This is a genomic window from Bacteroides graminisolvens DSM 19988 = JCM 15093 (assembly GCF_000428125.1).
Classification (GTDB): domain Bacteria; phylum Bacteroidota; class Bacteroidia; order Bacteroidales; family Bacteroidaceae; genus Bacteroides; species Bacteroides graminisolvens.
Map to the genome: position 1 here is coordinate 532143 of NZ_ATZI01000001.1, position 14477 is coordinate 546619.

Annotated in this window: 12 protein-coding genes; 7 read left to right on the plus strand and 5 right to left on the minus strand. The window is 46.1% G+C overall.

Translation table 11 applies throughout. The features are described from left to right. Positions 1-322: 322 nt before the first annotated feature. The gene (locus tag C511_RS0102095) at positions 323-1171 is read right to left on the minus strand and encodes a hypothetical protein (protein WP_024995317.1); all 849 of its coding nucleotides are present in this window, start codon (positions 1169-1171) and stop codon (positions 323-325) included. A 204-nt stretch (positions 1172-1375) separates the two neighbouring features. Beyond that, positions 1376-2386: an aspartate-semialdehyde dehydrogenase gene (locus C511_RS0102100; RefSeq protein ID WP_024995316.1), complete on the minus strand. Its 1011-nt coding sequence runs from the start codon at positions 2384-2386 to the stop codon at positions 1376-1378. 233 nt (positions 2387-2619) lie between these two features. Here C511_RS0102100 and C511_RS0102105 point away from each other — a divergent pair, with 233 nt between their 5' ends. Further along, positions 2620-4752 carry a cation:proton antiporter gene (locus tag C511_RS0102105; protein WP_024995315.1) on the plus strand — a complete coding sequence of 711 codons (2133 nt, stop codon included), beginning with the start codon at positions 2620-2622 and terminating at the stop codon, positions 4750-4752. 20 nt (positions 4753-4772) lie between these two features. Continuing rightward, a complete protein-coding gene (locus C511_RS0102110) occupies positions 4773-5426 on the plus strand; it encodes an ABC transporter ATP-binding protein (RefSeq protein ID WP_024995314.1) in 654 nt (217 codons plus the stop codon). On the opposite strand, the gene C511_RS0102115 is transcribed toward C511_RS0102110, so the two are convergent. Together C511_RS0102115 and C511_RS0102120 are read right to left on the minus strand one after the other, a co-directional pair. Continuing rightward, entirely contained in the window at positions 5427-6320 is an 894-nt protein-coding gene (locus tag C511_RS0102115; RefSeq protein WP_024995313.1) for a helix-hairpin-helix domain-containing protein, read from the minus strand. Between the two features lie 2 nt (positions 6321-6322). Continuing rightward, positions 6323-7690, minus strand: a complete 1368-nt coding sequence (locus C511_RS0102120; protein WP_024995312.1) for a sodium-dependent transporter — start codon at positions 7688-7690, stop codon at positions 6323-6325. Positions 7691-7792: 102 nt separating this feature from the next. Between C511_RS0102120 and C511_RS0102125 the strand changes: the two genes are divergently transcribed. After that, complete coding sequence (locus C511_RS0102125; protein WP_024995311.1) at positions 7793-8191, plus strand: VanZ family protein; 399 nt, start codon at positions 7793-7795, stop codon at positions 8189-8191. 174 nt (positions 8192-8365) lie between these two features. On the opposite strand, the gene C511_RS0102130 is transcribed toward C511_RS0102125, so the two are convergent. After that, a complete protein-coding gene (locus tag C511_RS0102130; RefSeq protein WP_024995310.1) occupies positions 8366-9664 on the minus strand; it encodes a UDP-N-acetylmuramoyl-tripeptide--D-alanyl-D-alanine ligase in 1299 nt (432 codons plus the stop codon). 229 nt (positions 9665-9893) lie between these two features. Here C511_RS0102130 and folP point away from each other — a divergent pair, with 229 nt between their 5' ends. From folP to C511_RS0102150, 4 genes are read left to right on the plus strand one after another with little or no spacing between them, the layout of a single operon-like run. After that, on the plus strand, positions 9894-10745 hold the full coding sequence (gene folP, locus C511_RS0102135; RefSeq protein WP_024995309.1) for a dihydropteroate synthase: 852 nt from the start codon (positions 9894-9896) through the stop codon (positions 10743-10745). A 17-nt stretch (positions 10746-10762) separates the two neighbouring features. Continuing rightward, the gene (gene cdaA / locus C511_RS0102140; protein WP_024995308.1) at positions 10763-11527 is read left to right on the plus strand and encodes a diadenylate cyclase CdaA; all 765 of its coding nucleotides are present in this window, start codon (positions 10763-10765) and stop codon (positions 11525-11527) included. 40 nt (positions 11528-11567) lie between these two features. After that, positions 11568-13094 (plus strand): TldD/PmbA family protein, encoded by a 1527-nt coding sequence (locus C511_RS0102145; RefSeq protein ID WP_024995307.1) that lies wholly within the window; start codon positions 11568-11570, stop codon positions 13092-13094. 27 nt (positions 13095-13121) lie between these two features. After that, the gene (locus tag C511_RS0102150; RefSeq protein ID WP_027317717.1) at positions 13122-14441 is read left to right on the plus strand and encodes a TldD/PmbA family protein; all 1320 of its coding nucleotides are present in this window, start codon (positions 13122-13124) and stop codon (positions 14439-14441) included. Positions 14442-14477: the final 36 nt, after the last annotated feature.

Consider the following 14477-nt stretch of genomic DNA (forward strand, 5'->3'; position numbering starts at 1 on the left):
CTCTGCTCGTTGGTTGTTTTAAGAGATCAATAGGTTGTTAACAAAGGCAGTGTACCATTAGGTTATGTCTTCTTTTGCAAATATAGAGATTGTTTTCAAGTTACGAACATTTATTTGCATTTATTTAGAATCAAATATTCTTTTTTGCACAGAACGCTTCTTTATTAGCGTTTTGCTCTCTGTATTAACGAATATAAACGATTTTCTCGCTGCTTTATAAACAGCAAGGTTGCGATTTGACTATTTGATAGATTAAAACAACCTGTATTTTAAGAAAAGACTACCTGTTAAGAACGGAAAAACAGTTATTGCTTTTTGTTTCTTATACTTCTTCTATATTAAGCGCATGGAATTCTATCAATCCCGGCATGGGAGTTTCTTCAATAGTCTCAAGTGTTACCCCGAATTCTTCTGCTACATCTCTGAGTATATCAGCGTATGAGTAAGCTACAGAGCCTACAAATCGTATGGGGTAATTTTGGTAATCGTATTGGCATACGTTACGAACAAAGAAGTTGCGCAAATTGCCGGTTAGCATGTGGTAAACATAATCACTATCCAGATAATCAGCCAGAAAATAAGAAATGGTTGATAAGAAACGGTTGGGAAATGGACGGTTGTAAACGGACTCCATTACATCATTGGCAGAGATGCGAAACTTTTCATAGAAGTCGTTCACTAATTCTTTAGGTGCAATGCCTTTTAACGCGTCAGATAAAAACATTTTTCCGAGAACGGCTCCACTGCCTTCATCTCCCAATATGTAACCACCGGCTCTTACGTTTTTAATGATTATTTTGCCGTCGTATAGGCAAGAGTTTGATCCTGTTCCGAGGATGCAAGCAATTCCGGCTTCGCACTGAAACAGTCCGCGCGCCGCTGCAAGTAAATCGCTTTCTACTTGTATTGGTGTTTTAAATTGGGCCACGAGGGAGGCTCCTAATATATTTTTCTTTTCATTGGTCGTGCATCCAGCACCATAGTAATATACTTGTTCCAGTTTCTTTTTAAAAAATAACTCAGGCAATCCTAAGCGGACACTCCTGCTAATTTCTCTTCTCGTTTGAAAATAAGGATTTAACCCTTCCGTGAAGACACGTTGAACAATGTGGCAGTCTTCAACTAATGCCCACTCTGTTCTAGTAGAACCACTTTCTGCAATAAGCTTCATTTTGTAGTTTTTTGTATTTCGATACAAATATATAGCTTTTTTTAATACTGTCCTTTTTAAACTGTATTTAATTATTGATTTACTGCTAAAAAGTATAAATCTATCGACTAATGGTCTTTTTGTACAGATTTAAGGTAAATAAAAAACTCCTATACTTCGCATGATAAGAAGTATAGGAGTTATTATATCAGAATTTGAAGCAAATTACTTAATATCGCCTTCTTTAATGAGGTATTCTGCTATCTGAACGGCATTAAGAGCTGCGCCTTTTTTGATTTGATCGCCTACAGCCCAGAATGTCAATCCGCAATCGTTAGTTAAATCTTTGCGGATACGGCCCACATAAACAGGATCTTTTCCGGCAATAAACAAAGGCATCGGATAATCCTTTTCAGCGGGGTTGTCTTGCAAGATAACTCCCTCTGCATTGGCAAATGCTTCGCGAGCTTCTTCTATCGAAACAGGACGTTCGGTTTCAATCCATATACTTTCCGAGTGTGCACGTAAAGCTGGTACACGTACGCAGGTTGCACTAACTTTCACATCGGAGTGCATAATTTTACGGGTCTCGTTAAACATCTTCATCTCTTCTTTTGTATATCCGTTTTCAGTGAAAACGTCAACTTGAGGAATGAGATTGAACGCCAGTTGATAAGCAAATTTTTCAACTGTAACGGGCTCGCCGGCCAGGAGCTGACGATATTGTTCGTATAGCTCGTCCATAGCAGCAGCACCTGCACCGCTGGCAGCCTGATAAGTTGAAACATGAACGGTCTTTATGTGAGAAAGGTTTTCAATTGCCTTTAAAGCTACTACCATTTGAATGGTGGTACAGTTAGGGTTTGCAATGACACCTCTGGGGCGATCTTTAGCATCGGCTGCATTTACTTCGGGAACTACCAAAGGCACATCAGCGTCCATACGGAAAGCACTTGAGTTGTCAATCATCACTGCGCCATACTTCGTGATGGTTTCGGCAAATTCCTTAGAGGTACCTGCACCGGCTGAAGTGAAAGCAATATCAACACCTTTAAAGTCATCGTTGTGTTGCAGAAGTTTGACCTCGATCTGTTTACCGCGGAAAGTATATGTGGTTCCCGCACTGCGTTTAGAACCGAATAAAACTAACTCGTCCAACGGGAAATTTCTTTCATCGAGCACACGAAGGAACTCTTGTCCTACAGCTCCGCTTACGCCAACAATAGCTACTTTCATTTTTTTCTTTTGTTTTATGTGAATAAATTATTCAAACCAGTCTGCCAACGAGACTGCTAATCGGTTGCAAATTTATAATAATTTGCTGTATATAAGCTATTAATTACTTGGGAATTATACAAAAACGGACTCTTTGTCTGATAAATTAGCATCAACTGGTAATCTACCGGTCATTCCGATTGACAATCTGGTATCTTTTTTGTTATTTTGCATAGGAATTTAAATAAATAACGATGGATTGGCTTAATCTCGATTTTCAGCTCCCTATCACGAACCCCACGTGGGTGTTCTTTTTGGTGTTAACCATCATTCTATTCGCCCCTATCTTGCTTAATCGTTTGCGTATACCTCATATTATAGGTATGATTTTGGCCGGAGTTGTTATCGGCGATTATGGATTTAACGTGCTGGAGCGAGATAGCAGTTTCGAGCTGTTTGGGAAAGTAGGCCTTTATTATATCATGTTCCTTGCCGGTTTGGAGATGGACATGGAAGACTTCAAGAAAAACCGTTTAAAAGGTCTGGTCTTTGGTATTTATACCTTTATTATTCCTATGGCATTGGGTATTTGGAGTGGCATGACTATATTGGGTTACAACATGACAACGGCCATTTTGCTGGCCAGTATGTATGCTTCACATACACTGATAGCTTATCCTATTGTGAGCCGATACGGCTTGGGCCGACTGCGCAGCGTAAGCATCACCATTGCCGGAACCGCCATTACCGTGACGTTGGCATTGATCATTTTGGCCGTTATTGCCGGTGGATACAGTGGTACGATTGACGGCTTCTTCTGGATGTGGCTTACGTTGAAAGTCATTGCCGTAGTTTTCCTGATTATTTATTTCTTTCCCCGTATCGGCCGCTGGTTTTTCAGGAAGTATGAAGACAACATCATGCAGTTCATCTTTGTACTTGCCATGGTTTTCCTCGGAGGAGGAATGCTTGAACTAGCCGGGCTGGAAGGTATTCTGGGGGCCTTCATGGTAGGTCTCGTATTAAACCGTTTGATACCACACGTTTCGCCCCTGATGAATCGGCTCGAGTTTGTGGGTAACGCCTTGTTTATTCCCTATTTCCTGATTGGAGTCGGTATGATTATCAACGTGCGCTCTCTTTTTGCGCAAGGCGAAGCCTTGAAGGTAGCCGTAGTGATGACCATTGTTGCCACCTTGAGCAAGTGGCTTGCTGCCTGGTTTACACAAAAAACCTTCCGAATGCACAAACATGAACGTGCTATGATTTTCGGACTCAGTAACGCTCAGGCGGCAGCAACCTTGGCAGCTGTGCTCATTGGAAATAAGATTGAGATATCACCGGGCGTTCCGTTACTGAATGATGATGTGCTCAATGGAACAGTTGTCATGATCTTGTTTACTTGCATTATTAGTTCGGTGGTAACTGAAAGAGCTTCCCGTCAGATAACGCTGGGGGACGATTTCATATTACCCGATGAGAAGACAAAAGAAGAAGAAAAAATACTGATACCTGTGTCGAACCCCGAAACCATTGAAGGTTTGATGGGCATGGCATTGCTTATGAAAGATCCTAAAAGAAACGACGGACTGGTAGCCTTAAACGTGATCAATGATAATAATGCATCCGAAAGCGTACTGGCCAGAGGCCGTAAATCATTGGAGCGCACCGCGATGGTGGCGGCAGCAGTAGATGTTAAAGTTGCTACAGCTACCCGTTTTGATCAGAGTACTGTTTCAGGTATCATACATGCGGTGAAGGAATACAATGCCACCGAAGTTGTTATTGGTTTGCACCGCAAGGCTACGATTGTGGATTCGTTCTTCGGTGCGCTTGCCGAGAACCTGCTCAAAGGAATGCACCGTCAGGTCATGATTGTGAAATGCCTTATGCCTGCCAACACGTTGAGGCGCATCATTGTTGCCGTTCCCGTAAAGGCTGAGTATGAAGCAGGCTTCTTGAAGTGGATAGACCGTTTGTGCCGCATGGGCGGACAACTGGGTTGTCGCATTCATTTCTTTGCGCATCCCGAAACACTTCGTTACCTGGAATCTTATGTGAGGAAAAAACATAAGAACGTGCGTACGGAGTTTACCGCATTTCCCAATTGGGAAGACTTGTTGCTGCTTACCGGACAGGTTAACTACGACCATCTGTTGGTGATAGTCAGTGCACGCCGCGGTTCTATCTCGTATTCGCCGTTGTTTGAGAAGCTGCCCATGCAGATTTCCAAGTATTTCAATAACAATAGTCTGCTGGTGCTATACCCCGACCAATACGGCGACCCGCAAGACACACTTTCGTTCTCAGATCTGGGGCATCACAACGAATCGCAGCATTACGAAGCAGTAGGCAGATGGTTCTATAAATGGTTCAAGAAAAGTTAATGTAACAAAAGCAAATCCGTATGATTCAACTCGAAGGAATAACAAAAAGTTTTGGTTCTCTGCAAGTGCTGAAGGGAATTGATTTGGAGATAAACAGTGGCGAAGTGGTGAGCATTGTAGGTCCCAGCGGAGCGGGTAAAACGACCCTTCTGCAAATTATGGGTACGCTCGATGATCCCGATGCAGGAACTGTTAGTATTGACGGTACCAATCTGAGCCGGATGAAACAGAAAGAACTTTCTGCTTTTAGAAACAAACACATTGGTTTTGTTTTCCAGTTTCACCAGTTGCTCCCTGAGTTCACGGCCATTGAAAACATCATGATACCGGCATTTATAGCGGGTGTGAGCAATCGCGAAGCGTTGACCCGTGCTTCGGAAATTCTCGATTTCATGGGGTTAAAGGAGCGTGCTTCTCATAAACCCAATGAATTATCGGGTGGAGAAAAGCAGCGGGTAGCAGTAGCCAGAGCACTGATCAACAATCCGGCTGTCATCTTGGCCGACGAACCCTCGGGTAGCCTAGATTCGCACAATAAAGAAGAACTGCACCAGTTGTTTTTTGATTTGCGTAACAAGTTCGGGCAAACGTTCGTCATTGTTACGCACGATGAAAGCTTGTCGAAGATAACCGACCGCACGGTGCACATGATCGACGGAATGATTCAGTATTGATTAGAAACAAACATAGTGCGAAATACGCTGTATGTCGTGCGGCGTAAATTCGTTGTAGAGCGACAATTGGTTTAAATTACTGATTGCACCGTATCTGCTGCGGTGCTCCACAATCACTTTTGCCTGATAGAAATTCAGGTAAGGGTGCGCTTTCAACCGTTCAACACTTGCTTTGTTGAGGTTGATGCGTTGTGTCTTGCTGGCATCTGCATAAAACCAGCCTCTCAGCTTCTCAACGTTTAACCTGATGTCATCCAGTTGGCACACATCGTAAAAGCCGCCCAACTTTTGCCTGTAGCCAACAATCATGCGGGCAATGCTGCCTCCCACGCCGGGAATCTTCTTAAGTTCGGTTGTATCGGTGGTGTTTAAATCAATCGTAACCCCAGCCGCATATTTAAACGGCTTAACCGAATCACGTTTCAACGCCGTGTACAGAGAACTGTCTCTGTTGACGGCACGCTCTTCAACCGTTATATAAGGAAGCAATGACTGAAACTGTTGAGCAGTGAGGCCGTACACCCTTTTAAAGTCTTCGGGCTTGCGAAAGCGTCCTCCTTTTGAACGATAACGCATGATGTTGTGAGCCATCCAAGGGCGCAGCCCAAGCCTCACAAACCCGGCAGAGTCTGTCTTGTTGGGATCAAACGGAGCCAGATGTATTGGCGTTTGTTCAAAGGTGCGGTAACGCTTGTAGTCGTATTCTTTCTTCTTCCGTTGCAGAGAAGCCGCGAACTCAGCCTCTTCGTGTTGCAGTTCCTGTTTGGTTTTCTCCTGCTGCCGTGCCTCTTTCGGCCAAAAGTAAAGACCGCCCGCCACGCAGACGATACCTATTATCAGTATGATAATCCCCTGTTGTTCGTTTCGGGTGAAATAAAAATAATCCTTCCACATGATTAGCGCAGCAACCCAAGTTCATTGATGAAAATGAAGGATATGGCTATCGGCGCAATGAATTTCAAGATGAAGATAAAAACCTTGTAAAGAGGCATTCTCAAGGTTCCCTGGTTACTAACCTCTTCCCATACAATTTTCTTGTCGAGATACCAGCCGGTAAACAAAGAAATGAGTAGTCCGCCCAACGGAAGCATTATTTTCGCCGTTACAAAGTCGAACAGGTCAAACAATCCCAGTCCGAAGAGCGTGTATTCCTTTCCCACGCCCAATGAAAGAGAGCAGAAAATACCGAAGAAGATGCAACTGCCGGTTACAATCTTGGCTGCTTTGCCGCGGGTAAACTTAAACTCTTCGTGCAGATAAGCCGTAACCACTTCGTGCAGGGAAATGGTAGAAGTCAGTGCCGCTACGGCCAGCAGCACATAAAACATAACGGAGAAAACGTATGCCAGCACAGGAATACTTCCGAAAGCTTGTTGAAACACGTTGGGCAAGGTGATAAATACCAAGCTGGGACCTGCGTCGGGCTTGATGCCTACGGAAAAGGCAGCCGGGAAAATGATAAATCCTGCCAGTACGGCAACAACCGTATCAATGACTCCTACGCTGAAAGCTGTTTTGGTGAGGTTGGTATCCTTCCCGAAATAAGAGGCGTACGTGCAAAGGCAACCCATGCCTAAACTGAGCGAGAAGAAAGCCTGCCCCATAGCACCCAGAAACACACTACCGTCTACCTTACTGAAATCAGGTTTCAACAAAAACTCAATACCACTTTGGGCACCGGGTAGCGTAACCGAGCAAACCACCAACACCAATATGATGATGAACAGCATCGGCATCATAATCTTCGATGATTTCTCGATGCCCTTTTCCACTCCCTTTACAATGATGAAGTGAGTAGCCAGCAAGAAAACAATGAGCCACAGCACCGGCTTCCACGGATTGGAAGAAAAACCTTGGAAGGAAGCGATGAAATCGGCCGAACTTTTTCCGGAGAAGCTGTTGGTGAGCGCCTCGGTGATATACTCGAGCGTCCATCCGGCCACAACGGAATAATAGCTGAGGATGAGCAATCCCGCCAGGACTCCCATTCTGCCCACCCATCTCCAGTGGGTTTTCGGTGCCAGTATTTGATAAGCGGCAGCCGTGTTGGCGCGCGAATGCCGGCCGATGAGAAACTCGGAAATCATGATGGGAAGTCCCAGCAACAGAATACACCCCAAGTATATAATGATAAAGGCCGCTCCGCCGTGGTTGCCCGTTTCATAGGGAAAACGCCAAATGTTTCCCAGTCCGACGGCCGAGCCCGCAGAGGCCAATATAACACCCAGTTTGCTACCGAAGTTTGCTCTATCGTTTTTATTCATTTTGTAAGTATTATCTCGTAATTAGTACTAAACTGTTTTATTTCGGTGCAAATATAGAAAATGTTTCTTATTTTTGTGCCTTAACAGTTAATAGATTGAATAATGTTACGCTATATAAAAAGGTATCCGTTTTCACTGCTTGTTATTTCTAGTGTTATCTACTTGTCGTTCTTCAGACCGCCTTCCACAGATTTGAATGAAATTCCTTACCTCGACAAAGTGGTGCATGTGTGCATGTACGCCGGCATGTCGGGCATGCTATGGCTTGAGTTTCTACGTAATCACCGGAAATTTCAGGCCCCGTTGTGGCACGCATGGGTAGGAGGCTTGTTGTGTCCTGTCTTGTTCAGTGGGTGTGTGGAATTGCTGCAGGAGTATTGCACCACTTACCGCGGTGGCGACTGGCTCGATCTGCTGGCAAATGCAACAGGGTCTTTGCTGGGTTCCGTCTTCGTGTATCTGGTTATTCGTCCACGTATATGGAAAACAAATTGCCGGTGAACAAACTTCGTGTACACCCCCATGTACAGGGTCTGTACACCCGGGTGTACAATGTCCCTACACCGGGGTGTACAAGGGTTATACACCCGGGTGTATAGAAACTTTTCAGGCGTTCATTTCAACCAATTGCTGCGTAGCAATGTAAACGCTGCAAACCGTATTGCCAAGTTGGTGCTATAAAGCATCTACCAACGTGCTCAGTTTGGTACCGTTGGAACCTTTAATGAGCACAGTGCATCCTTGGGGTTTCTCTTTTTGAAAAGCCTCCATCACGTCGGCAGCAGTGGGGTAGCAAGCATAATTGTTGCGTGTGGCGGCAAACTGTTGGCCCACCAATATAACAGAGTGGAAGGAGCAGCCGTCAATGAAATCTACTATCTTCTGATGTTCCTTTAAACTATCGGCTCCCAGTTCCAGCATATCTCCCAAGAGCAACACCTTGCAGTCGGCTTTCATGTTGCGGAAGTTCTCCAATGCTGCCATCATGCTGGTAGGGTTTGCGTTATATGCATCAATAATCAGCGTGTTATGGGCTGTCTGCTTCAACTGCGACCGGTTGTTTTGCGGTGTGTAGTCCGATAAAGCCTCGTTGATGCGTTGGGGCAGCACGTCAAAGAAAGTTCCGATGGTAACCGCAGCCAATGCGTTGGGAAAGTTATATTCGCCAATAAGTTGCGTGCGCACTTGCTGCATCTCACCGTCGGTTCCTTTTTTCCATTCGAAGCAAAGATAAGGAGAGTTATCGGTTACATGCCCGTTCACAAACAAGTCGGCTTCCTCACCGTAAGGAATCAGTTGCAGGTTAGTGGCCATCTTCTTCAAATACGGATTGTCGTGGTGAATAAAGACCACCGAGTTTTCCTTTTCGCGTAAGAAGTCATACAACTCCCCCTTGGTTTTGATAACCCCTTCGAACGAGCCGAATCCTTCGAGATGTGCTTTGCCTACATTGGTAATGATGCCGTAATCGGGTTCGGCTATGTGGACCAACGCTTCTATTTCACCCGGGTGGTTAGCGCCCATCTCGATAACTGCTATTTCATGCTCGGGTTTCAGTTGAAGCAAGGTAAGAGGCACCCCGATGTGGTTGTTGAGATTTCCTTTGGTGTAGTGCACGTTGTATGTTGTTGATAGCACGGCAGCTATCAGTTCTTTGGTCGTTGTTTTCCCGTTGGTACCCGTAATGCCTATTACCTGTGTCTGTAATTGTTTGCGATGGTAATTGGCCAGCTGTTGCAAAGCATGCAGGCAGTTGTCGACCACCAGGTAACGCGGGTCGTTGGCCGGAGCAAACTCGGGTTCGTCAATCACCGCATAGGCGCTGCCCGTTGCCAATGCTTGAGCGGCAAAGGCGTTGCCGTTAAACGAATCGCCTTTTAAGGCAATGAATAAAGAGCCTGCGGGACAATTTCTGCTGTCGGTCGTTACGCTGCTGCATTGCAGAAAGATACTATATAGAACTGATGTTTCCATTTTAACTGTATGTTTAAAGACGCAACAAATATACACGATATTCTTTTTGCCTGAACTTTTTTGGGGATGAAAACGAGCAAAAAGAGCCGGATTCTTTGCCGGCCTACTGTTGCCCCATAGGTATTTGCTGCGGTTGTTGCGTTTTTTATTGTATTTTAATTGCATCTTTAATGAAATAATGCCAGATAATTCTTTATTTTTGCAAGAACCAAACTTCAAATTTGTTCAAATGGAATCAACTTTCTCGAAATATATCAATGTAAACGGTCATTTGCTCGACTTGTCGGTACCCCGGGTCATGGGAATTCTCAATGTCACACCCGATTCTTTTTATGCAGGCAGTCGCCAGCAAACGGAGACGGATATAGCCACGCGTGCCCGGCAAATACTTGACGAAGGGGCGTGCATCATTGACATTGGCGCTTATTCTTCCAGACCCGACGCACAACACATCAGCGCGGCCGAGGAAATGAGTCGCCTGCGCACGGGGTTGGAGATTATCAGACGCAACCATCCCGATGCCATCATCTCTGTTGATACTTTCCGTGCCGATGTGGCCGAAATGTGTGTCACCGAATACGGCGTGGCCATTATCAATGACATAGCCGGTGGCGAGATGGATGACCAGATGTTTCAAACAGTGGCGCGACTCAACGTGCCTTACATCATGATGCACATGAAGGGTACGCCGCAGAACATGCAGAAGAACCCGCATTACGATAACCTGGTGAAGGAAGTCTTTCTTTACTTTGCCCGAAAGGTGGAACAATTGCGTGCCATGGGGGTGAAAGATATGATTCTTGACCCGGGATTTGGTTTTGGCAAAACGGTGGATCATAATTATGAGCTGATGGCTTACCTGGCCGACTTCCGCATCTTTGAACTGCCGCTGTTGGTAGGTGTGTCGCGCAAGTCGATGATTACCAAATTGCTGGGCATCACGGCGGATGAGGCGCTGAACGGCACCACGGTGCTTCATGCTGTTTCGCTCATGAAAGGGGCCGACATCCTGCGGGTGCACGATGTGAAGGCTGCCGTCGAAGCCGTGAAACTGGTTACCAAAGTACAGAGCTATGAATAACATAAAATAACGGATGCATGTTTTTTGAGTTTGGAATAAAAGATTTTATAGACATACTGCTTGTTGCTTTCTTGCTGTATTACACATACAAGCTGATGAAGGCTTCGGGTTCCATCAATATTTTCACCGGTATTCTGGTGTTTATTCTTATTTGGCTGGTGGTGTCTCAGGTATTGGAGATGCGTTTGCTCGGATCTATATTCGACAAGCTGGTCAGCGTAGGCGTGCTGGCGCTCATTGTTCTTTTTCAGGATGAGATACGCCGCTTTCTGCTTACTCTGGGGTCGCACCAAAGGGCTAGCGGATTGGTACGTTTTCTCACCGGCAACAAGAAAGAATCTCTGGAACATGACGATATTATGCCCATCGTTATGGCTTGCATCAGTATGAGCAAGCAGCGGGTGGGGGCACTCATTGTCATGGAACACAACCTGCCGCTCGATGAGGTATTGCAATCGGGCGAGGTGATCAATGCGGATGTCAACCAGCGATTGCTGGAGAACATATTCTTTAAGAACAGTCCGCTGCACGATGGTGCGGTGGTTATCGGTAAGGGAAGAATTCGGGCAGCCGGATGCATTCTGCCTGTGTCGCACAACCTCGATATTCCTAAGGAACTGGGGTTACGCCATCGGGCTGCCATGGGAATTTCTCAACAATCGGATGCACATGCCATCATTGTGTCCGAAGAAACAGGAGCCATCTCGGTGGCTTACAGAGGGCAGTTCTACCTTCGCCTCAGTGCGGAAGAGCTTGAGAGCTTGCTCACAAAAGACGAGTGACAGTAAACTAAAATAGTTCATTAACAGTAACCTACGCGTTATGGATAGACGTAACTTTTTAAAAACAGGAGGCATGGTGGTGCTGGGCTCTATGGCCGCTTCATCTGTTCTACGTGCCGAAAGTCTGAAAGGTGCTCACGATGCATCGGGTATCTCTTCTGCCCTGAATCATTTCGGTGTTTCGCACGAAGATATGAAAAAGGTGCTCGCCGCAGCTCTGGAGAAAGGTGGCGATTATGCCGACCTTTTCTTTGAACATACCTTTAATAATTATGTGGGATTGCAAGACGGTGCTGTGAACCGCTGCAATTCGAACATTGATTTTGGAGTGGGAATCAGGGTGCTTGCCGGCGACCAAACCGGTTATGCTTATGTGGAGAATGTAACTCTTAAAGAGATGCTCAATGCTGCCCGTACGGCGGCTCGCATTGCTACAGGCGGAAAGGCTACGTTGCCTGTGGCGCTGACCGATAAACCCATCAAGACAAACTATTATTCGGTTAAGATGCCTTGGGAAGAGGTGATTCTGAAAAGTAAAATGCCTTACCTGCAACGACTCAACGACCGTATATTTGCACTCGACAAAAGGGTGCACAAGGTTTCGGCTTCGCTTACGGATACCACATCGCACATTCTTTTCTGCAATTCCGAGGGAGTGATGTATTATGATTACCGTCCCATGGTTACGCTGGGTGCTGTTTGTATCATGGAGGAAAACGGCAAGGTGGAGAACGGTTATGCGGCCAGAGCTTACCGCATGGGCTTTGAGTTCCTGAACGATGACGTTGTGGAACTGCTGGCACAGGAGGCTGTAGCTAAAACATCCATTCTTTTCCAGGCAGTGAAGCCTAAAGGGGGCGAAATGCCGGTGGTAATGGGTGCCGGTGGTTCAGGCATTTTGTTGCACGAGGCTATCGGTCATGCTTTTGAGGCCGACTTCAACCGTAAGAATGTCTCTATCTTCTCTGATCAGTTGAACAAGAAAATATGCAATGAACACATCAGTGTGATTGACGACGGTACCATTCCTTTCAACCGCGGGTCGGTGAATATGGATGATGAAGGGTCTGCCGGACAAAAAACGTATATCGTGAAGGAGGGTGTGCTCACCAGTTACCTGCACGACCGCATCAGTGCCAAGCATTACGGCATTCCGTCAACGGGCAACGGCCGCAGGGAATCGTTCCGCTGCATGCCTATGCCGCGTATGCGTGCCACGTATATGGATCCGGGCAACGTGAAGGAGGAAGATATTATTGCTTCGGTTAAGAAGGGAATCTTTGTCGATCAGTTTACCAACGGTCAGGTGCAGATCGGTGCGGGCGACTTTACGTTCTTTGTGAAGTCGGGTTACCTCATTGAAGACGGCAAATTGACTCAACCGATTAAGGATATCAATATCATCGGTAACGGTCCCAAGGCATTGGCGGATATCACCATGGTGGCGGATAATGCCAAGATTGACAACGGAACCTGGACGTGCGGAAAAGACGGACAGTCGTGTCCGGTAACTTGTGGAATGCCTTCTGCCTTGGTGAGCAAGCTCACGGTGGGTGGCAGTAACTGATTTTAGTAACGAATAAGAATTCTTATCATGATATCAGACAGTAACAAGAAACTGGCACAATGGGCAATGGACTTTGCTTTGAAGAACGGGTGCCAGGCAGCAAGGGTGAATCTTAATTCGGGCTCGAACAGTTCGTTCGAACTCCGGGATGCCAAAATGGATAAATTGCAGCAGGCTTCTGAAAACGGCTTGTCTATCACGCTTTTTGTTAATAACAGATACGGTTCTTTCTCAACCAACAGGTTAGACAAGAAGGAGCTGGAACGGTTCATTACCAATGGTATTGAATCAACCAAATATTTGGCGGAAGATGCTTTCCGCTCTTTGCCGGATAGTAGCCGCTATTATAAGGGGGGGGCGCCCGACTTGCAAATGCTCGACGGGAAGTTCGATTCGGTTCAACCAGATGAAAAGGTGGGATTGGCTCGTGCCATTGCCGAAGAGGTGTATGGAACCGACAAACGGATTATCTCCGTGGAGTCGTCGTACAGTGACGGGGTAAACTTTGGCTATTTGCTTGCCAGCAATGGCTTCGAAGGCGAAACGCAAAACTCCTGGTACTCTTTGTCGGCCAGCGTCAGCGTAAAAGGAGAGGGGGAGGCGCGTCCTTCGTCTTACTGGTATGAGTCTTCCTTGTTCTTCGACAAGCTGATACGCAATGACATCGGTAAAAAAGCATTTGAAAGAGTCTTGCGCAAACTGGGACAAACCAAAGTGAAGTCGGGCAAGTACACTATGGTGGTTGACCCGCTGAACTCCGGCCGATTAGTTTCGCCCATGATACAGGCTTTGTATGGCTCCGCTCTTCAGCAGAAGAACTCGTTTATGCTGAACAAGCTGGGCACACAAGTGGCTGCCGCTAAGATGACACTGACGGATGAACCGCATCTGCCGCAAGCTTCGGGTGCGCGCTATTTCGATAACGAGGGCGTGGCCACTCAGCGTAGAGCTATCTTTGAGAATGGTGTGCTGAATACGTATTTCATTGATACATACAACGCCAAGAAGATGAACGTGGAGCCTACCATCAGCTCTCCCTCTTTGTTGGTGATGAAGACCGGCAGCAAAGACCTCGACGGACTAACAGCAGGTGTTAGCAACGGTATTCTGGTAACCGGCTTCAACGGTGGTAACTGCAACAGTTCCACGGGTGATTTCTCTTACGGTATCGAAGGGTTCCTTATTGAGAATGGCAAGCTGACTGTGCCTGTTTCCGAAATGAATATTACAGGCAACATGCTTTCGCTTTGGAACTCGTTGGTTGAAACAGGTAACGATCCCCGCTTGTCGTCATCGTGGAGAATCCCTTCGCTGGTATTCGACGGAGTTGATTTTAGCGGATTGTAAACAGCCGTTCAAACAAGCATATAAAATAAAAGCCAC